Origin of the sequence: Kocuria sp. HSID17590, from assembly GCF_003989485.1 — a bacterium.
In the GTDB taxonomy this organism is placed as follows: Bacteria; Actinomycetota; Actinomycetes; order Actinomycetales; family Micrococcaceae; genus Kocuria; species Kocuria salsicia.
Window position 1 is genome coordinate 11,862 of record NZ_RBMB01000011.1, and the last position, 19,712, is coordinate 31,573.

16 protein-coding genes and 1 pseudogene are annotated in these 19,712 nt (G+C 73.0%); 4 read left to right on the forward strand and 13 right to left on the reverse strand.

Going from position 1 to position 19,712, the window contains the following annotated elements:
• Positions 1 to 117 precede the first annotated feature (117 nt).
• Entirely contained in the window at positions 118 to 1,731 is a 1,614-nt protein-coding gene (locus D8M39_RS05415) for a M23 family metallopeptidase (protein WP_126874573.1), read from the forward strand.
• A gap of 234 nt (positions 1,732 to 1,965) precedes the next feature.
• Positions 1,966 to 3,147 (forward strand): NAD(P)/FAD-dependent oxidoreductase, encoded by a 1,182-nt coding sequence (locus D8M39_RS05420; RefSeq protein ID WP_126874574.1) that lies wholly within the window; start codon positions 1,966 to 1,968, stop codon positions 3,145 to 3,147.
• A gap of 132 nt (positions 3,148 to 3,279) precedes the next feature.
• On the opposite strand, the gene D8M39_RS05425 is transcribed toward D8M39_RS05420, so the two are convergent.
• The 5 genes from D8M39_RS05425 to D8M39_RS05445 form a co-directional block, all read right to left on the reverse strand.
• Positions 3,280 to 4,566 carry a cytochrome P450 gene (locus tag D8M39_RS05425; RefSeq protein ID WP_126874575.1) on the reverse strand — a complete coding sequence of 429 codons (1,287 nt, stop codon included), beginning with the start codon at positions 4,564 to 4,566 and terminating at the stop codon, positions 3,280 to 3,282.
• A 36-nt stretch (positions 4,567 to 4,602) separates the two neighbouring features.
• Positions 4,603 to 5,820, reverse strand: a complete 1,218-nt coding sequence (locus tag D8M39_RS05430) for an MFS transporter (RefSeq protein ID WP_055082045.1) — start codon at positions 5,818 to 5,820, stop codon at positions 4,603 to 4,605.
• A gap of 291 nt (positions 5,821 to 6,111) precedes the next feature.
• Positions 6,112 to 7,356: a DUF4097 family beta strand repeat-containing protein gene (locus D8M39_RS05435; protein ID WP_055082014.1), complete on the reverse strand. Its 1,245-nt coding sequence runs from the start codon at positions 7,354 to 7,356 to the stop codon at positions 6,112 to 6,114.
• Positions 7,357 to 7,364: 8 nt separating this feature from the next.
• On the reverse strand, positions 7,365 to 8,021 hold the full coding sequence (locus D8M39_RS05440; protein ID WP_126874576.1) for a response regulator transcription factor: 657 nt from the start codon (positions 8,019 to 8,021) through the stop codon (positions 7,365 to 7,367).
• Between the two features lies 1 nt (position 8,022).
• The gene (locus D8M39_RS05445) at positions 8,023 to 9,765 is read right to left on the reverse strand and encodes a sensor histidine kinase (RefSeq protein ID WP_055082019.1); all 1,743 of its coding nucleotides are present in this window, start codon (positions 9,763 to 9,765) and stop codon (positions 8,023 to 8,025) included.
• A 149-nt stretch (positions 9,766 to 9,914) separates the two neighbouring features.
• Between D8M39_RS05445 and D8M39_RS05450 the strand changes: the two genes are divergently transcribed.
• Both D8M39_RS05450 and hchA read left to right on the forward strand, forming a co-directional pair.
• On the forward strand, positions 9,915 to 11,273 hold the full coding sequence (locus D8M39_RS05450) for an acyltransferase (RefSeq protein WP_126874577.1): 1,359 nt from the start codon (positions 9,915 to 9,917) through the stop codon (positions 11,271 to 11,273).
• A gap of 104 nt (positions 11,274 to 11,377) precedes the next feature.
• The gene (hchA, locus tag D8M39_RS05455; protein WP_094393364.1) at positions 11,378 to 12,238 is read left to right on the forward strand and encodes a glyoxalase III HchA; all 861 of its coding nucleotides are present in this window, start codon (positions 11,378 to 11,380) and stop codon (positions 12,236 to 12,238) included.
• A gap of 45 nt (positions 12,239 to 12,283) precedes the next feature.
• On the opposite strand, the gene D8M39_RS12955 is transcribed toward hchA, so the two are convergent.
• From D8M39_RS12955 to D8M39_RS05490, 8 genes and pseudogenes are all read right to left on the reverse strand, one after another.
• Entirely contained in the window at positions 12,284 to 12,457 is a 174-nt protein-coding gene (locus D8M39_RS12955; protein ID WP_232300159.1) for a hypothetical protein, read from the reverse strand.
• Between the two features lie 112 nt (positions 12,458 to 12,569).
• Positions 12,570 to 12,686: pseudogene (locus D8M39_RS12960) on the reverse strand (hypothetical protein); the annotation flags it as partial.
• The gene (locus tag D8M39_RS05465) at positions 12,683 to 13,624 is read right to left on the reverse strand and encodes an alpha/beta fold hydrolase (RefSeq protein WP_126874578.1); all 942 of its coding nucleotides are present in this window, start codon (positions 13,622 to 13,624) and stop codon (positions 12,683 to 12,685) included. The pseudogene D8M39_RS12960 and the gene D8M39_RS05465, both read right to left, overlap by 4 nt.
• Positions 13,625 to 13,672: 48 nt before the next feature.
• The gene (locus tag D8M39_RS05470; RefSeq protein WP_126874579.1) at positions 13,673 to 14,347 is read right to left on the reverse strand and encodes a GntR family transcriptional regulator; all 675 of its coding nucleotides are present in this window, start codon (positions 14,345 to 14,347) and stop codon (positions 13,673 to 13,675) included.
• 262 nt (positions 14,348 to 14,609) lie between these two features.
• On the reverse strand, positions 14,610 to 15,536 hold the full coding sequence (purU, locus tag D8M39_RS05475) for a formyltetrahydrofolate deformylase (RefSeq protein ID WP_126874580.1): 927 nt from the start codon (positions 15,534 to 15,536) through the stop codon (positions 14,610 to 14,612).
• Positions 15,537 to 15,763: 227 nt separating this feature from the next.
• Positions 15,764 to 16,507, reverse strand: a complete 744-nt coding sequence (locus tag D8M39_RS05480; protein ID WP_126874581.1) for a sarcosine oxidase subunit gamma — start codon at positions 16,505 to 16,507, stop codon at positions 15,764 to 15,766.
• Complete coding sequence (locus tag D8M39_RS05485) at positions 16,500 to 19,412, reverse strand: sarcosine oxidase subunit alpha family protein (protein WP_126874582.1); 2,913 nt, start codon at positions 19,410 to 19,412, stop codon at positions 16,500 to 16,502. Before D8M39_RS05485 ends, D8M39_RS05480 begins: the two co-directional genes overlap by 8 nt.
• Entirely contained in the window at positions 19,409 to 19,690 is a 282-nt protein-coding gene (locus tag D8M39_RS05490) for a sarcosine oxidase subunit delta (protein WP_055085251.1), read from the reverse strand. Before D8M39_RS05490 ends, D8M39_RS05485 begins: the two co-directional genes overlap by 4 nt.
• Positions 19,691 to 19,712: the final 22 nt, after the last annotated feature.

Below are 19,712 nucleotides of genomic sequence, written 5' to 3' on the forward strand. Positions count from 1 at the left end.
GACTGGCGCCACTGACCACCGGCCCGCGGGCTCACAGCGCCGGGGTTCCTCCCGGGAGACTCGATCACACTTATGGCTCGTTCACGCGCACGTTCCTCTGCGGTCAAGAAGCCCTCGATGGCGCTGACCGCCTTCACCTCTTTCTCACTGCTCGTGGCCGTGAGCGTTGCCGTGAGCAACGGCACCGTCACAGCTCCCTGGCAGCCGGCCATGGCGCACGACGCGCAGGGGCCGCAGCAGGTGGGAACCTCCGGTGAGCCCGGGGGCGCGGGGGACGACGCCGCCGCGCAGCCGGTTCGCGCGTCCCTGTTCGCCTCCGTGGCGGACCAGGCCGCGATCGACGAGTCCAAGGTTGTCCCGGCGTCGTTCTCGGTGGCGGGCAGCGCCGCCCCGAACGCGGAGGGCGGGGCGGCATCCTCTCCGGCGTCTTCCACCGGCTCCACGGGCGGGGTCAACGGAGTCTCGTCTCTGGCGCCCTCCACCCACGCTCCCGCAACGCTCGAGGGAAAGCTCCCCGTCAACACGCTGATCGCCCCCGCGCAGCCCGTGATCGTGCTCAAGGGCGGCGAGTTCGGGTGGCGCACCGCCCCGGACACCGGTCAGCACGAGCTGCACAACGGCACGGACATCTCCGCCCCCGAGGGCACCCCCGTGGTCGCGGCCCTCGACGGCACCGTGACCGCGGTGTTCTGGGACGTGTGGGGCGGCAACCGTGTGGAGGTCTCCCACGCCAACGGCATGAAGACCACTTACAACCACCTCAGCAAGGTCATGGTGCGCGTGGGTGACTCCCTGAAAGCATCCGAGCAGCTGGGCGAGGTGGGTCAGACCGGCCTGCGTGTGACCGGTCCGCACCTGCACTTCGAGACGTGGGTGGACGGCAAGGTGGTGGACGCCCAGTCCTTCGACTGGAAGACCGACAAGGACATCATCCGCGCCTCACGCCCCGCGTACTCCACGGCGGACCAGGCCCCCGCCACGCCCCCGGGCGGCGGAACGCACCGTGCACCCTCCCCGTCGGAGGGCGGGAAGGGCACCGACGAGGTCGTGGCGCTGGGCGGTCAGAGCCCCAAGGCCAAGGACGCCCCGAAGAAGTCGCCGGCGGGGCAGGGGAAGAAGCCCTCCACGGGCCCCCGCACACCGGCTCCCACGGGCGGGAAGGGCTCGCAGAAGCCTGCACCCTCCACCTCCCCGAGGCCCAGGCCCTCGACCCCGGCGCCCACCCGGCCGGGGACCGGCCACCCGACGCAGCCCAAACCGACGAAGCCTCATCCGACGCAGCCCAAGCCCAAGCCGACGCAGCCCAAGCCCACGCCCCCGAATCCCGGGACCCCGCCGCTGGATCCGCGCACGGCCCCCATCGACACGCTGACCACCGCGCAACAGCTGCACCAGCGCACGCAGTCGGTCCTTGCCGCACACCTGCAGCTGGGGGCCGGGGACCAGGCAAAGGCGTACGTGATTGGATCCCCGCTGGAGTCCCAGCTGCAGGCGCTCGTGACGCGCTCCGTGGCCCTCAAGCTCCCCGCGGGGGATCCGTACGTGGCGCAGCTCAACGCGGCGCACCGCGCGGTGGTGGCCGCCGCCAAGCCTCCCCAGGACGCAAAGGCTGCGACCGCGGCCACCGCGAAGCTGCAGGCCCTGCAGGAGATCGCCACCCGCACCCCGCCCTACACCCCGCCCGCGGCCGCACCGGACGCGGTGCCCGCACCTGCCGCCCCGAACCGGTGAACCTGTGCCGGTGATCCCGAGCCGGTGATCACCGGCGCGTGACGCCCGCCCTGCCCCGGGGGCTGCGGCGGTGGGCTCCGTCCCTGCCTTCCCGTGCTCCGGCGAGCCCGCGAGCGCCCACCGGGCCGGCCGGCCGGCAGAACCGCAGCCCGTTCCGGGACCCCCTGCCCCGGTGCTAGCCTGCCTCCACGGAGCGCCGCGGAGGGCGGTCCGACCGGAGAAGGGGACGTGCGCGTGCGCGAGATCGTGGTCATCGGGGGCGGCAACGCCGGGTTGAGCTGTGCGGCGCGGATCCTGCGCCGGAGGACGGGCGAAACGGCGCGGGTGACCGTGGTGGAGCCGAGCCCCACCCACACCTACAGCCCCATGCTCTCCTACGTGGGGTCGGGCATGGCCGGTCTGAGCAGCGTGTGCAAGGCCCAGCGGCGGCACATGCCCTCCGGAGCCCGGTGGCTCCGTGCCCGTGTCACGCGGGTGGATCCGCAGGCCCGCACGGTGGCGCTCGACGACGGCACCGAGCTGGACTACGGCGACCTCGTGGTGGCCCCCGGCATCACCCCGGACCTCGACCGCGTGCCCGGGCTACAGGCCGCCCTCGACGGGCCGTTCGCCGCCACCAACTACGAGACGCAGCTGGCCACCAAGACCTGGGACCTGATGTCCGGGCTGCGCGAGGGCAGTGCAGTGTTCACGGTGCGCTTCGACGACGCCGCGTGCGGTGGTGTGGGCTACAAGCCCCTGTTCATGGCGTGCGACCACTGGCGCCGCACCGGTGTCCTGGGCGGGTTGCGGGTGCGGGTGGTCGTGGAGGCCCCCGAGCTGTTCCCGGAGCCGCGGGTGGCCGGGCACATCGCGGACGCCCTGCGGCGCTACGGCGTGGAGACCGTCCTGGACGCGTGCATCGAGTCCGTGGACCCGGACGCCAGGGCTCTGCGCATCACGCGCAACGGGGCGCCGGAAACCGTGGACTACGACGCCCTGCACGTGGTTCCCCCGCACCGCGCCCCGGCGTGGATCTCGGACAGCGGGCTGGGCGACGGCGGATCCGTGGGGCGGGTGGACGTGGACCCCGAGACCCTGCAGCACGTGCGCGATCCGCACGTGTGGTCACTCGGGGACGCCGCCGGGCTGGGCGTGATGTCCTCCGGCGGGGCCATCCGCAGTCAGAGCCCGGTGCTCGTGCACAACATCTTCGCTGCGAGTTCGGCGCAGTTCCAGCGCTACGACGGCTACACCGTGGCGCCCATCGCCCTGTCCCGGCGCACGCTGCTGCTCGCGGAGGTGGACCGGAAGCTGCGCCCGGAACCCTCGTTCGGCGTGCGTGACCTCGCCAACCCCCGCCCGTGGACGTTCCTCTTCGACCGTTGGCTGCAACCCGCCCTGTACTGGAAGGGCATCCTGCGCGGCCTGATCTGAGGCGGCCCGGCCCCTGAGTGCGGACCACGACGCCGCCGGGGCGCTCCCGCGCGAGCCCCCCGGCGGCGTCGTCCGGGGCGGTGCGGGGTGGCGGGGCGGCGCCGGGACCGGGTGGGCCCGGCGCCACCGTGCTCAGCGGGTGGTGCGGACTCGCACCCCGGTGGCCGGGCGGGTCAGCATGTGGGTCCACGAGAACGTGAGGTCGTCCTGGTCGCTCGGCAGCTGGACCTCCGGCCGGCACAGCGCCACCACGGCGGCGGACAGGGACGTGACCGCGATCTTCTCGCCGGGGCAGCGGTGGCCCGTGCGGACCTCAGCGCCGCCCTGGGGGATGAACGTGGTGATCGCCTCGGCGTCCGCCACCCCCAGAAAACGCTCGGGGTCGAACGTGGCCGCGCGGTCCCAGGACGCCGGGTCCGTGTTGGTGCCCAGGATGTCCAGGACCACGCGCTCCCCCTTGTGCACGGGACAGCCCTGGATCTCGGTGTCCTGTGTAACCTCCGCGGGAAGCATGGGCACGAACGGGTAGACGCGGCGGACCTCCTGCGCGAAGGCCACGGCCTCGGGGACGTCCAGCAGGGTGCCGCCGCGCTGCTCGGAGGCGGCGCGGATGCGCTCGACCCACTCAGGGTGCTCCACCAGGGCGGTGGCCGCGAACGCGGCGAAGCGGGCCACGGCCACGTTCGGGCGGGTGAGGTTCTGCAGCTCGATGCCCGCGGTCTTCGCGTCCACCAGCTCGCCGTGCTCATCCACCAGGGCGGCCATGTGCGCGAGCACGGAGTCCTCGGGTGCGTTGACCTTGCCCGCGCGCACGTCCTTGATGAGCGCGGCGAAGCGGCGGTCCAGGGCGATCCGGTCCAGCCGGGACACCAGGTGCGTGGCGGGGCGCCCGAAGGTGTCCAGCAGGCGGCTCATCCGGTGGGCCCAGCGGTCCATCTCCGGCACGCCCCACTGCAGACCGGCCCACCGGAAGGACGCGCGGCCGAAGGCGATGGCGGTGCTGTCGTAGACGTTCTCGCCGTCCTTCCACCGCGCCACGAGGTCCTCGAGCTCCTCCGCCACGAAGGGTTTGTAGGCCGCCACGCGCTCGTCCTCGTATGCCATGTCCGCGAGCTGGTTCTTGCGCACCCGGTGGGCGTCGCCGTCCAGCCCGTGCACGGCGCCCGCACCGAAGAGCGGCCCCTGCACGACTCCGGGCATGGCGCCGTCGCGCCGCACACGGGAGGTGTTGTAGAAGAGCTTGACGCCCTCCTCACCGCGGACCAGGACGGTCTGCTTGCCCAGCAGAGGCATGCGGACGGGGCACCCCGAGTCGGAGGAGAGGCCCGCGCGGCGTCGTGCGCGGGAGGCGAAGAGGTAGCCGGAGCGGAGTAGGGACGGGCCCTGCTCGGAACGGATCTGACCGAACTGTGAAGTCATGACCCCAGTATGGCCCCGAGCACGGACACGCTCGGCTCAGGAGCGGGCGCGCACGCGCAGGGCACCGGCGAAGCAGAACGCCAGCACGCCCATGAGCGGGAAGACGAGCAGCGCGGTGCGCAGCCCCGCGGCATCCGCGAGCAGGCCCACGAGCGGCGGGGAGGCCACGAAGACGATGCGCATGCACCAGCTCACGAGTGTGAGCCCCGTGCCCGGCTTCAGGCCCGGCGCGTGGTCCGCGGCGGCGTAGGCGTTCGGGACCATGGTGGCGCAGCCGAACCCGGCCAGGGCGAAGCCCACCAGGGCCAGCCAGGGGGCGGGGGCGAGCGCCACGGCGCCCAGGCCCATGAAGATCAGCACCCCGCCGATGCGGGTGACCCGTACGGCACCGAGCGCGTCGATGAGCCTGTCCCCCAGGATGCGACCCACGAACTGGGCGCCCACGAGGCTCACGTAGCCCAGCCCCACCATGGCCACCGGCGCGGTGAGCACGTCCCGCAGGTACACGGCGGACCAGTTGGAGCCCACGTCCTCCACGAGCACCCCGGACATCGCGACCACGGCGATGGGCAGCAGGGCGAGCAGGGCGGCGCCGGTGCCCCTGGGCAGGCGGGGGAGCCCGGCGGTGTCCACGGGGACGTTCTCGGCCTGGGCGGCGGCGTGGGCCTCGTGGTCGTCCGGGACCGCCCAGCGCAGCGCCACCACGGCCACCGCGGAGAACAGGACGGCGCTCGTGAGGAAGTGCCACACCAGGGGGACGTGCAGGGCCGCGGCCGTGGTGCCCATGAGCCCGCCGATCACGGCACCCACGCTCCACAGTGCGTGCATGGAGTTGATCATGGACGTGCCCGCGAGACGCTGGACCCGCAGGCCCTGCGCGTTCTGGGCGGTGTCCACCACGGCGTCCAGCACCCCGGCGATGAACAGCCCCGCGCCGAACACCGCGAGCACGGGAACGGACCCGGCCACGAACACGGCCGCGGCCAGGAGCACGGAGCCCACCGCGGCGGTGCGGGCCGTCCCGAAGCGCCGAAGCACGGGGGCTGGCAGCGGGCCAGCCACCACCCCACCGATCGGGAACGCGATCACCGCGAGTCCGTACGCGGCGTTCGAGAGCTCGAACATGTCCTTGATCTCGGGCAGCCGCGGCAGCAGGTTGGAGAAGATCGCGCCGTTGGTCAGGAAGAACAGGGACGCGGCGAGCCGGGCGCGGCGGATGCGCGTCCGGTCCAGGGCGGGATCGGTGGAGGTCACCCGACCAGGCTACGGGGCGAGCCACGGTCCCCGTCATCCGTGGTCACCGGCGCCTCACCTCCTGCCGGGGCCTCGCCGCAGGCCGACGCCGCCCGCCCGCCTCCGTCTCTCAGGGCGGGCCCGCACGACCGATGGGGGCGGTCCCGTGCCATGAACGGGGGGGGCCCGCACGACCGGCGGGGAACGGGCGTGGCGCGGGGCGGGAAGCGGGCAGAGAAAAGCCCCGCGGCCCGCCTGGTCAGCGGTGCCGCGGGGCGCCCGTCCGGGGCCCGTACGCCCCGGACGGGAGATCTACTGCTCCCGGGCCGGAGCGGTGGTCACTGCCGGGGTCGGGGAGCCCGAGGAACGGGGGGAATCCGACGACCTCAGGGAACCGGGGGAATTCTCCGTGGGCTCCTGCCAGTCGCCGTTCCACGAGTCCACGGTTCCGGAGTCCCGCACGTCCACCGGCGTCCCCTTCAGGAACAGGCAGGGCCGGCCCCTGGGTGCGGAGGCGCACACGGTGTCCGCGTCGAGAGAGGACGACGTGCCCGCCTCGGAACGCACCGCGGCGGGCACGGTCTGATGGGTGTCCGCGGTAGCCGCGGTCAGGGGGAAGACACCATCGCCGGAGGCGGTGTCTTCGGAGGTCCCGGAGTTCGAGGAGGACGGCGACTCCGGGTCGCCCTCGGGCCACGGATTCACGGTGCGCGGATGGTGCGGGTCCGGGAAGTCCTTCTGGCTGCCGGCGGGGTACCAGTAGTCGGCGGCAGGCAAGGCGGCCCCGTAGCCGCCGGTGGTCGCGGTCACCGAGGTTCGGCGGGGCGCGGCGCCGTGCACGTTGACCATGGCCATGCCCTGGGACACGTGGGCATCCAGACGGTTGCTCACGCGCACGCCGTCCAGCAGCACGTCACCCGTGGTCGCGCGGGCGTTGAGAACGGTGGCCTCCACGTCCTGGGCTCTGATCGAGCCCACCTCCGTGGTGGCGGTGACGTTCTGGTACGCGCCCTGGATGTTCACCGTGTCGCGGGACGCGGTGAGGTCCAGCGAGACGGCGGGGTCTCCCTGAGGCACGACCACCGAGAGGGTCCGGGCGCTGCTGTTCCAGCCCGACTGCGGGGACGGGTACTCCACGCGCAACGTGCCCTTGTCGAGTGTGGGTTCCGGTTGCCGGGCGTCGAGGCGCAGGCCGGTCTCGTGCCACTGCACCTGGACGTGGTCCACCGTGGGGCTCGTGGACACGTCCACCGAGGCGGTGGGTGCGTCCACGCGGATGGTGGACACCACGGCGTCGGCCGTCCAGGAACCGTCGCGCTCCTGCGTCAGGGCCAGCGCCGCCGCGGTCCCGGCACCGCCCAGGAGCAGTCCGAGGGCAACCACTCCGCCGAGCACGGCTGTCGCGGTGTTCCACGCGCGGCGCTCGCCGCGGGACACGGGCCGGTCGTGGATGCGGGGCTCGCGGGATTCCCGCGGAGGGCGGCCGTCGCCGGGAACGCCCGCGGGCGGCGTCGTCGAGGGGGAAGAGGATGAGGGATCGGGAAACTGTGTGCTCATGTCGTGTCCTAGCGGGAGCGGTCCGAGTAGCCGAGGTACTTGAGAACGGCCAGGACCCTGCGGTTGCCGGTCTCCGAGGTGACGCCGAGCTTGGCGAAGATCGCGCCGATGTGCTTTTCCACGGCCGACTCTGTGAGGTACAGGTTCGCGGCGATGGACGCGTTGGACAGCCCCTGCGCCATGAGCCCCAGCACCTCGCGCTCACGCGGGGTCAGCAGCTCCAGGTCCTCACGACGCCGCGAGCGCACCAGGATCTGCGTGAGCACCTCCGGGTCCAGCACGGTGCCGCCGGAGCCCACGGTCTGCACGGACTCGAGGAACTGCTCCACGTCCGCCACGCGGTCCTTGAGCAGGTAGCCCAGGCCCTCGCGGCGCGAGGCGATCAGCTCGGACGCGTAGCGCTCCTCCACGTACTGCGAGAGCACGAGTACGGCCACGTCCGGGTGGGCGGAACGGATCAGCACGGCGGCACGGATCCCCTCGTCGCTGAAGGAGGGCGGCAACCGCACGTCCACCAGGGCGAAGTCCGGTCGGTGCTCCTCCACGGCCTTCACGAGCCCTTCGGCGGTGTCAGTCTCCGCGACGACGTCGTGCCCCGCGTCCGTGAGCAGGCGCACCAGTCCGGCGCGCAGCAGGACGGCGTCCTCGGCGATCACGATGCGCATCTCAGTTTCCCTCTCCGGTGCTGGTCCGCGACGATGACGACGACGCCGCGCCGCCCGTTCCCGGATCCCCTTCGGGGGCCTGACACTGGGGCTCGCGCGGAGTCCCGTGCTGGGTCTCCCCGTGGTGGCCGGGTGCCGCGGCCGGGGTGTCCTGGCGGGTGCTGCCGAGCGGCAGCTCCACGACCACCTCGGTGGGCCCGCCCGCGGGAGAGTTCAGGAAGAACCGTCCCCCGGCCGAGCGGATTCGGTCCCGGATGCCGGAGAGGCCACCACCGGGAACCACCTGGGCGCCGCCGCGGCCGGAGTCGCGGACCCCCGCCACCACCACGCTCGTCCCGGGGGCGGGGCCGTCCTGCACGGACACGGCCACGTCCGCGGAGCGGGCGCCGGAGTGCTTGACCGCGTTGGTGAGGCTCTCCGAGACTGCGAAGTAGACGGCGGCCTCCGTGCGCGGCTCCAGGCGCGGCACGTTCACGGCAACGTCCACGGGGAACGGGACCTGCGCAGCGATGGCAGACAGGGCTGCGTCGAGCCCCCGGTCCTCCAGCACCGCGGGGTGGAAGCCGCGGGCGAGCCTGCGCAGCTCGGTGATCGCGGCCTTGGTGGTGCCGTGGGCCTCCGCGACGAGCTCCTTCGCGGCCGCGGGGTCCGTGTCGATCCTGGACTTCGCCATCGAGAGGTTCATGGCCACCGAGACCAGCTGGGGCTGCACGCCGTCGTGCAGGTCCCGTTCGATGCGGGAGCGCTCGGTCTCCGCGCCGCGGACCGCGGACTCCTTCGCCGCGGACTCGTACTCCGCGCGGCGCTCGGACTCCATGGCCTCGCGGCGCAGCCGGGCGGCCTCGCTCTGGCGCAGCAACCCCGCGGAGAGCCCGCGGTGGGCCAGCGTCAGCAGCACGCCCAGCAGGATCCCGAGCACCACCGCGAGCACCGAGCCCGCGATCAGGGCCCACTCCGGCACGTCCCCGACGGAGCGCAGCCCGGTGCGCACCACGGAGTCGGCGGGCATGTACAGCGGCGTGGTGGCCGCTGCGATCCCGGCTCCGGCCACCACGAACGGCACCAGCATGAGCCAGCCGAGCAGACACGTGATCGCCAGGTGCAGCATCCCCAGCCACAGAGGGCCGTCGCTGGCGTCCAGCCAGATCTGGTGGGGGATCCGCACCCAGTCCGTGCGCGGTGTGCGGCGCCGCTGGGGGTCGCGGATGTCCAGACCGAACGACGACGCCGAGCGCCGCCGTTCCAACCACACCGCCGCCATCATCACGTAGACCGTGGCGGCCAGCACCAGCGCTCCCAGCCCGAGCGCGGGGATGGCGGCCACACCGGTCACGAGCAGTGCACCGATCAGGCACAGCAGCGCCGTGTTGAGCGCCGCGTCCACCACCAGGTCCAGGCTGCCGAAGAACAGGGTCTTGGGGGAGAGCATGCGCCACTCGCGGATCGCGGGCACCGACGGGCCGGGCGGCACGTGGCCTCCGGCCGGCGCCTGACCGGGACCGCCGTCGACGTCGTCGTCCCCGGCTAGGGGGCGACTCGCGCGGTTCGCGGAGCGGGCGCCGTACCGGTCTTCCAGACCTTCCGGGCGGCCCACGGGAGGCAGCGCGCGGTGCGCTGCGGCGTCCTCGCGGGGCAGCACGCGGGTGGCGCCCACCGGCGGCAGCGGCCGGGTGCAGCCCGAGGCCGGGGGAAGAGGTTCGGTGGCGTCCCACGGCGGAGTGGGTCGCGAGGCTGGTGTGCTCATGGCCTCCACGCTACGGACACCCCGCCGGCTCTCGCGCCAGAGCCAGCCACCGGTTTGCAGTGGGGTTTTCCCCACCCCCTGCCCATCCCCGCTCCAGAGCCGCGCGTGCCGCCCTGGCGCCAGCGCGCTCCCGCCCTAGAGTGAGCCTCATGCAGCACGATCTCACCGCTGCCGGGACGCCCCGGCCGCCGGGAGCGCCCGCCGTCGAGCGCGACCCCGCCGTGGACGCCGCCCGCGTGGGCTGCGTGATCGCCGTGGTGTGCATCCACATCCTCATGGTCACCCTCACCGCAGACCCCGCCACCGGGGAGATCCGCTCCGTGCTCGTGCCCACCCAGCAGCCCTGGTACTGGTGGGCCACCTGGATCTTCCAGATCATGCCCCTGTTCTTCGTTGTGGGCGGAACGGCAGCGGCCGGGGCGTGGCGGCGTCGTCGGGCGCAGGGCATGGACCCCGCGGAGTACGTGCGCGAGCGTGCCCTGCGGCTCGTGCAGCCGGCCGCCGTGCTGTGGTGCGCGCTGGCCCTGGTGGCCGGGGCCGCGCTCGCGGCGGGAGCGCCGTACGAACTGGTGACCTTCGCGCTGTCCGGGGTGGGCATGGCGCTGTGGTTCCTCGCCGCGTACCTGATCTGCCAGGCGCTCACTCCCACGTTCCTGGCACTGCACGAGCGTATGGGGTGGGTGTGGTGCTGGTTCCTGCTGTGCTGTGCCGTGATCGTGGACCTGCTCAGCGCGGCCAGCGGGGAGCAGTGGTGGAGGCTGCTGAACATGGTGTTCGTGTGGCCGCTCGTGCAGCAGTTCGGCTTCTTCCGCGCGGACGGCTGGTTCGCGGCACGCTCTCGGGGGCTGCTCGTGGCGCTCGCTGCGGCGTCGTTCGCGCTGCTCGGGGTGTGCGTGGCGGCGGGCCCCTACGCGCCGGACATGCTCACCGATCTCAACCCGCCCACGGTCTGCATGGTGGTCCTGGGCTTCGCTCAGGCGTGCCTGCTGGAGGTGTTCTCCCCGGCGCTGCGGCGGCTGATGACCCGGCGTCCGGCCCGGGTGGTCGCGCACCTGATCGGCACCCGCGCCATGACCGTCTACCTGTGGCACCTGCCCGTGGTCGTGGCGGTCATGGCCGTGTGGTTCTTCGCTGGCGGCTGGGACCCCGCACCCGGTTCCGCTGGGTGGTGGCTGCTGCGGATCCCGCTGGCGGTGGTGTGCTGGGTGGCCGTGATGCTCGTCGCGGCGGTGCTACGGCGCGCGGAGACGGCTTCGGTGGAGCCGTGGGGCGGGCGGGAGCGCAGCCTGCCGAGCGCACTGGTGCTGGTCGCGCTGGTCTGCGCGGCGGCCCCACCGTTGATCGAGATCGTCACGCTGCTCACTGTCCCGCTCGTGGTGGTGGGCGCGGCAGGCTCGGTGCTCGCCGTCGTCGTCCTGCGCAGCGGGCGGGTGCGGCAGGGACCGGGCCCCGCGGACGGGGCCGTGGGCGGTCAGCGGGTTACCGGGGGCCGCGGGGTCCCGGCGTAGGCTCGGTGGCGTCCTCGTCACGCAGTGCCCCGCGACCCATTCGCGTACGCACCCGGCGTGACGCCGTTGCGGGGGCACCGCCCCCGCGACCGAGAGGTGATCGCATGGCTTCCAAGAAACCGGTGCGCGACAGCGCCGAGCACAACGCCTACTTCCCGTCCGAGTACTCGCTGGGTCAGTACGTGGCACCCACCACGAACTTCGACGGCGCCGCAGGTGTTCCCGCCGCCCCGTCCGGTCCGCACAAGGTCCTGACCGTCCTCACGGACGAGCGCTACCTGCCGCTGCAGGACGACATCTACTTCTCCACGGGCAACCACCCGGTGGAGACCCTGCTGCCGCTCATGCACCTGCGCGCCGCCGGGTACGACGTGGACGTGGCCACCCTTTCCGGGAACCTTGCCAAGTTCGAGCTGTGGGCCATGCCCGAGAAGGACGACGCCGTGCAGCAGGCGTGGGAGGAGCTGCGGCCGCAGTTCGAGCGTCCCCGGGCCCTGCCGGAGATCGCCGACGGGCTGGACGGGGACAGCGACTACGCCGCCGTGTTCATCCCCGGCGGCCACGGTGCCACGATCAACCTCGCGGACAGCCCCGAGGTGGGCCGTGTGCTCGCCTGGGCACTGGAGAACGACCGCCCCGTGATCACCCTGTGTCACGGACCCGCCGCGCTGCTCTCGGCCGTGGGCGAGGACGGCAGGAATCTCTTCGACGGCTACGCCGTGACCGTGTTCCCCGATGCCCTGGACTCCGGGCCCAACATCGAGATCGGCTACCTCCCGGGCCGCATGAAGTGGCTCGTCGCCGAGGAGCTCACCCGCGCCGGGCTCACCGTGGTCAACGACGACATGACAGGGCAGGTCCACCGCGACCGCGGCCTGCTCACCGGCGACAGCCCGCTCGCCTCCAACGCGCTGGGTCGCCTGGCCGTGGAGACGCTCACGGGCCAGGAGTACGCCGCGGACTGAGGTCCGGTGCTCTCCAGAACGACGACGCCGCCCGCCCCCCCCCGCTCACGGGTGCCGGGCGGCCTCGTCGCCCAGCGGCCGGGCCCGCAGGCCGGCGTCCACGTCCGCCCGGGCGCCTGCCTCGGATGCGGAGACGACACACGCCGAGCCGATCACCTGGCAGCGCTGCGCGGACCGCGTGAACTGCCGCACGGAGTGGAAGACGACGGAGCCCAGCACGCCGAGGGTCGCGAGCCAGTGGGGCCGGGGGGCTGTCGGAGAGGCCGTGGGGCAGGGAGAGGCCTGTGACGCTGCGGAACGAGAACCAGAGGTGCTCCACGCCGTGGAGGTGGCTCGGCATGAGCCAGGAGAGCCCGACGACGAATACGAAGACCACCAGCAGACCGGCCAGGAGCGTGAAAAGGGTCCTGCGCAGGGCCCCGTGGCGCGTGCGGGCAGGGATGTTCAGCCCAGGTGGTCCAGGACCAGGGGGAGCAGCCGTGGTACGGCCAGGGGGTGCACCTGGTGGCCCATGCCGGGGACCGTCACGAACCGGGCTCCCGGGATGGCCCGGGCCGTTGCGGGGCCGCCGTCCGGGCGCACAATCCTGTCTCTGTCCCCGTGGAGCACGAGCGTGGGCGCGGTGATCTCGCCCAGCGCCTCGGTCCGGTCCCCGGAGGCGCGGATCGCACCGATCTGGCGGCGCATCCCGGCGGCCCCGTGACGAGGGTCCAGGTTGCGGTCCCAGTGGATCTCGGCGAGCCGACGTTCGTGGGCAGGGTCCACGGGGAAGCCCGGGCCTGCGAGGTGGCGGGACATGACCATGCGCGCACGCACGTACGTTCGGCGGGTCCTCGCTCCCGGCAGGGCGAGCATCGCGGCGGTGGAGGTGGCCACCGTGCCCACGGACGGGTCCCCCGTGGTGGAGCACAGCGAGACCAGCCGCCGCACCCGCCCCGGGTGGTGGGCGGCCAGGGACTGCGCGACCATCCCGCCCAGCGAGAAGCCCAGCACGTCCGCGCGGTCGATGCCCAGTGTGTGGAGAGCGTCCGCCACGTCCTGGGCCATGTCCTCCACCGTGTACTGCCCGGTGGGCAGGGCCCCCGTCAGCAGCTGCCGGGCGGTGGGAGGGGGAGCGCTCGCGCGGAAGGACCGGCCCTCGTCCCGGTTGTCGAGGCGGATCACCCGGTGGCCCCGCTCCATCAGGCCCTGCACGAGGGATTCGGGCCAGGTGGTGAGGTCGAAGCCCAGGCCGGTGATGAGGACCAGGGGTGAGCCCTGTGCCGGGCCGTCCTCCCGGATGCAGATGAAGCGGTCGGCTGACAGGGGCACTACGTGCTCCTCGCCGGCGAGGTTTCCCGGGGCGTCGCAGTGACCCGGGGCGGGGAGACCGGGGCGCGACGTCATGCCCCGATTCTACGGAGCCGCACGCCCGTCACCACAGGACGGGCCCGCTCAGAGCACCTGGCGGATGTGCTCCTCGAAGTCCCGCACGTGGTGCAGCATGACCGCCTGCGCGGTGTCCGGGTCCCCGTCCAGGACCGCGCGCAGCAGGGTGGCGTGCTCCTCCACGTGGCCCTGCAGCTGCGGCATCCGGTCCGCAGCCACGCACCAGATGCGGGTGGCCAGGTTGCTGTAGCGCTCGAGGGTGTCCTGCAGGTGGGCGTTGCCGGCCGCGGTGTACACCGCCCGGTGGACGCGGTTGTCCCAGCGCAGGGCGCCGTCCCGCTCCAGCTCGTCCGCACCCAGCGCGTCCAGTTCCCGCGCGAGGGTCTCAAGCTCGTCACGCTCCCGGCCGCCCCGGCGCTGCGCGGCGAGCTTCGCAGCGAGTGGCTCCAGCACCTCGCGCACCTGCGAGATCTCCGAGAGCGCGGTGATGTCCACGGTGGTGGCGAACGTCCCCCGGCGGGGATAGGTGACCACCAGGTGCTCGGAGTCCAGCCGCTTGATGGCCTCTCGCAGCGGGGTGCGCCCCACACCCAGCTCCACCGAGAGCCGCGCCTCGTTCAGCGGCATCCCCGGCACGATGTCCAGGAAGATCAACCGGTCCCGCAGTCGAAGGAAAGCACGGTCGGCCAGGGAGAGCTGGTTGTCGTCCGCGGCGTGGGAGGCGGAGGGGGTCGCGGTCATGCGGGAAACACCGTGCTTTCGGGTCGAACGGGCGGGGCCGAAAGGCGCCGGTCCGCGAGACACTCTACTGAACGGCGTCGCACGGGCCTGCGGAGTGTGGGGGCAGCGCCCGCGCTGGGATGGTCTCGAGGGACGCGGCACTCGCCGCCGGCGCGCGGGGCAGGCGCGGGGGCGACGTCGTCGGCCCGGGGGCCCGTGCCCAACGCGCCGGGCCCCACGACCCCGCGCCCCACCGCGTGCGGGCCGACGCCGCGGCGGCGCCTCAGCGCAGCACCACTGTCTTGGCACCGTGCAGGATCACACGCCCCTCGCAGTGCCAGCGGACGGCGTCCGAGAGGGCCTTGCACTCGGTGTCACGTCCGGCAGCCACCAGGTCCTCGGGCCCGTAGGCGTGGTTCACCTCCACCACCTGCTGGGTGATGATCGGGCCCTCGTCCAGCTCCGCGTTCACGTAGTGGGCGGTGGCACCCACGGTCTTCACACCGCGCTCGTACGCCTGGTGGTACGGCTTGGCGCCCTTGAAGGACGGCAGGAACGAGTGGTGGATGTTGATGACCCGGCCCTCCATGCGGGTGGCCAGCGAGTCGCTGAGCACCTGCATGTACCGGGCCAGCACCACCAGGTCCACCTCGAAGCGGTCCACGAGGTCCAGCAGCCGGGCCTCGGCCTCCGGCTTGGTGTCCCGGGTGACGGGCACGTGGAAGAACGGGATGCCGTGCCACTCCACGAGCCGCTGGTGGTCCAGGTGGTTGGAGACCACCGCCACGATCTCCACCGGCAGCTCTCCAGTGCGCGCCCGGAACAGCAGATCGTTGAGGCAGTGGCCGAACCTGGAGACCATCACGAGCACCCGCCGCTTCTCCTTGTGGCGGTGCAGCTCCCAGCGCATGTCGAAGCGTTCGGCCACCGGTGCCAGATCCGTGCGCAGGGCGGTCTCGTCCAGGGGCCGGTCCGCGCCTGGCGCCACGTGGACGCGCATGAAGAAGCGGCCCACGCGTCGGTCGTCGAACTGGGCGAGCTCCACGATGTTGGCGCCGTGCTCCAGCAGCACACCGCTGACCGCGTGCACGATCCCCAGCTGCTCGGGGCAGTTGAGGGTCAGCACGAGTTCCGGGCCGTTCGCGGCGGGCTCGGTGCTGCCCGGTGCCGGTGCGGGTCCGGGCGTGGAGGACGTGGGCTGGGCAACCATGGTGGGTCTCCTCGGGGTGTCGCGGGGGTGGCGCGGTGTCCTGGCCCGACGGCGTCCGTGCCGTCGGTCGGTTCCGGCACCCGACGGGGTGGCCGGGTGCCGGGGCGGTGGTGGTCTGTCCTGTAGGGAAGCGGCGCGGGTTCTGGCGGGCGGAGTCCCTGTGCGTGGGGTCCGCAACGCCGACCCGGGCGCGCCCCTCCGGGCGGCCCCCGGGCTGGCAAGTCCGCTCAGGCGAACTCGGGTGAGGCGAACTCGGTCATGGCGTCCAGCAGCCACTGGGCGGTGAACTGCGCGAACGAAGCGCGCGGCATGATCCGCCACGTCTGCTCCCCGGTGCGCCACAGCAGCACCTGGACCAGGGCGAGGGTTGTGGACACCGCCGAACCCACGGGGAAGGCCCGCGGGTGAAGGTCCACCGGGCAGCCCTTCTCGAGCACGGCCCGCGCGGAGGGCCCGCTCAGCTCGAGAGTGGTGCGGTTGGCCGAGAGGTCCACCACCTGTCCGGGCCCGCCCGACGCCACGAGGGCGTCCGCAAGGCGCTGGGCCAGCGGGCTCGTGGACAGCGTGGGAAGAGCCGAGCGGTCCGGTTCCGGTGCGTCGGCGGTCGGGGACGGCGACGTCGTCGTGGTATCTGCGGTGAGGGCGGGCGGGACCACGGTCTCGTCCGGGCCCACCACGAGGAACTCGTCCGGTCCCTGCCACAGCACCGCGATGTCCGCGGGGTCCCCGCTCACAGCCCCCGCGCGCGAGGGTAGGGGGCGTCCCACGACGTCGCACAGCGCCTCGGCGTCGGCGCCGCCGGGTGCTGCCCGGAGCCCGACCATGGTCAGGAACGGGATCTCGCGCAGGGACACGCCCCTGGGCCCGGCTACGGAGCCCTCGCGCATCGCGCCGGCCCACTGCTCCAGGGGGCTGTGCCGCAGGGCAGTGATGCCCGGGGTACGGGTGCTGGTCGTCTCGGTCTCAGCCATCTCGGCGGTTCCCTTCGGGGTCGTAGAGGACGGGGTCGGCGAGCACAACGTCCACGAGCCGCCCGTCCAGCGGTGCCTGGAGTGTCTCCCCGATGCGCTGCCGGCCGTTCCTGACCAGCGCGAGGCCGAACGTGCGCTCGAGTGCGGCGCTGCGGTAGCTGGAGGTCACGTGGCCCTCCATGGGCACGGGGCCCTGCTCGGGGGTCACGGGCGTGCCCGCAGTAATCAGTTGGGCACCCTCCGGCAACCGGAACGAGGGGTCCACGGGCAGCACCCCCACGAGCTGCTTGCGGTCCTCGCGGCTGGTGTCGGCGCGGGCGTAGGAGCGCTTGCCGATGAAGTCCTTGGTCTTGGACACCACCCACTCCATGCCGAGGTCCTGCGGGGTCACGGTGCCGTCCGTGTCCTGGCCGACGATGGGGAAGGCCTTCTCCGCGCGCAGCACGTGCATGGTCTCCGTGCCGTACGGGGTGATGCCGGACTCCCGGCCGGCCTCGTAGACCTGCTCCCACACGGAGAGCCCGTACCAGCCGGCCACGTTGACCTCGAACGCCAGTTCCCCGGAGAACGAGATCCGGCAGATCCGCGCGGGGATCCCGGAGGCGAGCACCGTCTCGCGGAACGCCATGAACGGGAACGCGTCCTGGGAGACGTCCAGGTCCGGGGCGAGCTTCGCGACCACGTCACGTGACCTCGGTCCGGCCACGGCCACCGTGGTCCACTGCTCGGTCACGGAGGTGAAGAGCACGTCCAGCTCGGGCCACTCGGTCTGCGACCACTCCTCCAGCCACTCCAGGACCTTCGCGGCCCCGCCCGTGGTGGTGGTCATCAGGTAGCGCTCCTCGTCCAGGCGCAGGGTCACGCCGTCGTCGAAGACCATCCCGTCCGGGGTGCACATCACGCCGTAGCGGCCCAGGCCGGGCTTCAGCTTCTTGAACGCGTTGGTGTACACGCGGTTGAGGAACTCACCGGCGTCCCTGCCCCGGATCTCGATCTTGCCCAGGGTGGTGGCGTCCATGAAGCCCACCCCGGTGCGCACGGCGACGCACTCCCGCAGCACGGCGGCGTCCATGTCCTCCCCGGGCTGCGGGTAGTACCACGGGCGCTTCCACTGCCCCACGTCCTCGAACAGTGCGCCGTGGGCCACGTGCCACGGGTGGATCGAGGTCAGCCGGGCGGGGTCGAACAGCTCGCCCTGGCGGCGTCCGGCCAGCGCGGCGAACGCGACGGGTGTGTAGGGGGCGCGGTAGGTGGTGGTGCCGATCCCGGCCACGTCCCCCGTCTTCAGCGCCTGGGCGATCACGCCGATCGCGTTGACCGCGGATGTCTTGCCCTGGTCGTTGGCGGTGGAGATGGAGGTGTAGCGCTTGATGTGCTCCACCGAGCGCATGCCCGCACCCACGGAGCGCAGCACGTCCGCGACGGTCTGGTCCCGCTGCAGGTCCACGAAGTGGCGGTTCCAGTCCTGCTCCTCGTCCGCCGTGCGCGGCACGAGCCACAGGGGCCGGGCCGGGGTGATCTGCTCGGGAGCGGCCACGGGTACGCGCACCGCGGCGTCGAAACCTGCGCTCTGGGCGGCCTGCGCACCCACGGCCGCGCCCTCGGCCAGGCAGCCGACCAGGTCCAGGGTTCCCGTCAGGGCGCCGGCGCACTGCTGGTCCTGCACGCCGGGCACCGGCAGGAAACCGGCGATCTCCTCGTTCCACTCGAGGCTGCCCTGGCGCTGGCTGTGCAGGTGCACCACGGGGCTCCACCCGCCGGCCACCGCGAGCAGGTCCGCGTCCAGGGTCTCGTAGGGTCCGGTGGGGCGGGCGTCCTCGTCGATCGGGCTGACGACGACGCCGCTGACCCGCCCGTCCTCGCCCTCACCGAGGGTGTCCACGACGGCGCTGCCGGTCAGCACCCGCACGCCCGTGGCCTGCGCGGTGCGCGCCGCGGCGTCGCCCGGTTCCGGGCGGCTGTCCACCACGGCGGCGACGTCGATCCCCGCCGCGTGCAGGTCGCCCACGAGCGCGTAGGCGGAGTCGTTCGTGGTGGCCACGACCACCCGGCTCCCGGCCGCCACGGCGAAGCGGTTGAGGTACGTGCGCACCGCTGCGGCGAGCATGATCCCGGGGCGGTCGTTGTTCGCGAAGACCACGGGGCGCTCGTGGGCGCCGGTGGCCAGGATGACCCGGCGGGCGCGGACGTGCCAGATCCGCTCCCGGGAGACGCCCGGGCCGGCGGGAGCGGCGAGGTGGTCCGTGCGGCGCTGGACGGCCACCACGTAGTTGCTGTCGTAGCTGCCGAACGCGGTGGTGCGCCGCAGCACCGTGACCTCGGGGTTCTCCAGCAGCTGCGCCTCGACACGGGCGGCCCACTGCCACCCGGGCACTCCGTCCACGGTCTCCTCACGACCGGAGAGCAGCGCGCCGCCGGGCAGCGACTGCTCGTCCATGAGGACCACGCGGGCCCCGGACTCCGCGGCCTGGTGCGCGGCGGTCAGTCCCGCGGGCCCGGCGCCGACCACGAGCACGTCCGTGTGCACGTACTTCGCGTCGTAGCAGGCCTCGTCCCGGGCCGGGTCCAACTGGCCGAGCCCGCGCAGGTACTCGGCGCCCAGCCCGTCCGTGAGCTCCACCGTGGTGGCGGGGAGCATGGACTCGGCCGCGTCCGCCGCGGTGCGCGGGGCCACCTTCACCAGGGCGTTGGGCTCCTCGACCCCCGCCGTGAGGATTCCGCGCGGGCGGCCCACGTACATCGAGTCCCCGCAGCGGATCCGGCCCTGGGCGAGCAGCGCGGAGGCCACCGTGTCACCGGGGTGCGCCGGGACCTCCCGGCCGTCCACGCGGACGGTGAGAGCGGCGTCGCGGTCCACACCCGTGGCGGTCCAGCGGTCGGCGGGAAGACGGAACGGGGCGTTCATCGGGAACCTCCGGGAGCGGTCTCGCCCATGCGGTAGACGGCGGTGATCTCGTACGTGGCGGTGTCACGCACCGCGTTGAACCAGCGGCGGCAGCCCACGGTGTGGACCCACCGCTCCTTGAGCAGCCCCTTGGGGTTGCTGCGGTAGAAGAGGTACTCCGCCCACTGGCGATCCGTCAGCTCGAACGGGTCCTCGGGGTACGGCACGTGGGCCTCCCCGCCGTAGTGGTACTCGGTCTCGTCGCGCGGGCCGCAGTAGGGGCATTCGATCAGCAGCATCGTGGGTCGTCTCCTCCGGGTG

What these genes read in the sequence shown, in the direction of transcription:
- D8M39_RS05415 (WP_126874573.1), top strand. Translation starts at nt 118, where the DNA reads ATGGCGCTGACCGCCTTCACCTCTTTCTCACTGCTCGTGGCCGTGAGC.
- D8M39_RS05425 (WP_126874575.1), bottom strand. Translation starts at nt 4,566, where the DNA reads ATGACTTCACAGTTCGGTCAGATCCGTTCCGAGCAGGGCCCGTCCCTA.
- D8M39_RS05435 (WP_055082014.1), bottom strand. Translation starts at nt 7,356, where the DNA reads ATGAGCACACAGTTTCCCGATCCCTCATCCTCTTCCCCCTCGACGACG.
- D8M39_RS05440 (WP_126874576.1), bottom strand. Translation starts at nt 8,021, where the DNA reads ATGCGCATCGTGATCGCCGAGGACGCCGTCCTGCTGCGCGCCGGACTG.
- D8M39_RS05445 (WP_055082019.1), bottom strand. Translation starts at nt 9,765, where the DNA reads ATGAGCACACCAGCCTCGCGACCCACTCCGCCGTGGGACGCCACCGAA.
- D8M39_RS05450 (WP_126874577.1), top strand. Translation starts at nt 9,915, where the DNA reads ATGCAGCACGATCTCACCGCTGCCGGGACGCCCCGGCCGCCGGGAGCG.
- hchA (WP_094393364.1), top strand. Translation starts at nt 11,378, where the DNA reads ATGGCTTCCAAGAAACCGGTGCGCGACAGCGCCGAGCACAACGCCTAC.
- D8M39_RS05465 (WP_126874578.1), bottom strand. Translation starts at nt 13,624, where the DNA reads ATGACGTCGCGCCCCGGTCTCCCCGCCCCGGGTCACTGCGACGCCCCG.
- D8M39_RS05470 (WP_126874579.1), bottom strand. Translation starts at nt 14,347, where the DNA reads ATGACCGCGACCCCCTCCGCCTCCCACGCCGCGGACGACAACCAGCTC.
- purU (WP_126874580.1), bottom strand. Translation starts at nt 15,536, where the DNA reads ATGGTTGCCCAGCCCACGTCCTCCACGCCCGGACCCGCACCGGCACCG.
- D8M39_RS05480 (WP_126874581.1), bottom strand. Translation starts at nt 16,507, where the DNA reads ATGGCTGAGACCGAGACGACCAGCACCCGTACCCCGGGCATCACTGCC.
- D8M39_RS05485 (WP_126874582.1), bottom strand. Translation starts at nt 19,412, where the DNA reads ATGAACGCCCCGTTCCGTCTTCCCGCCGACCGCTGGACCGCCACGGGT.
- D8M39_RS05490 (WP_055085251.1), bottom strand. Translation starts at nt 19,690, where the DNA reads ATGCTGCTGATCGAATGCCCCTACTGCGGCCCGCGCGACGAGACCGAG.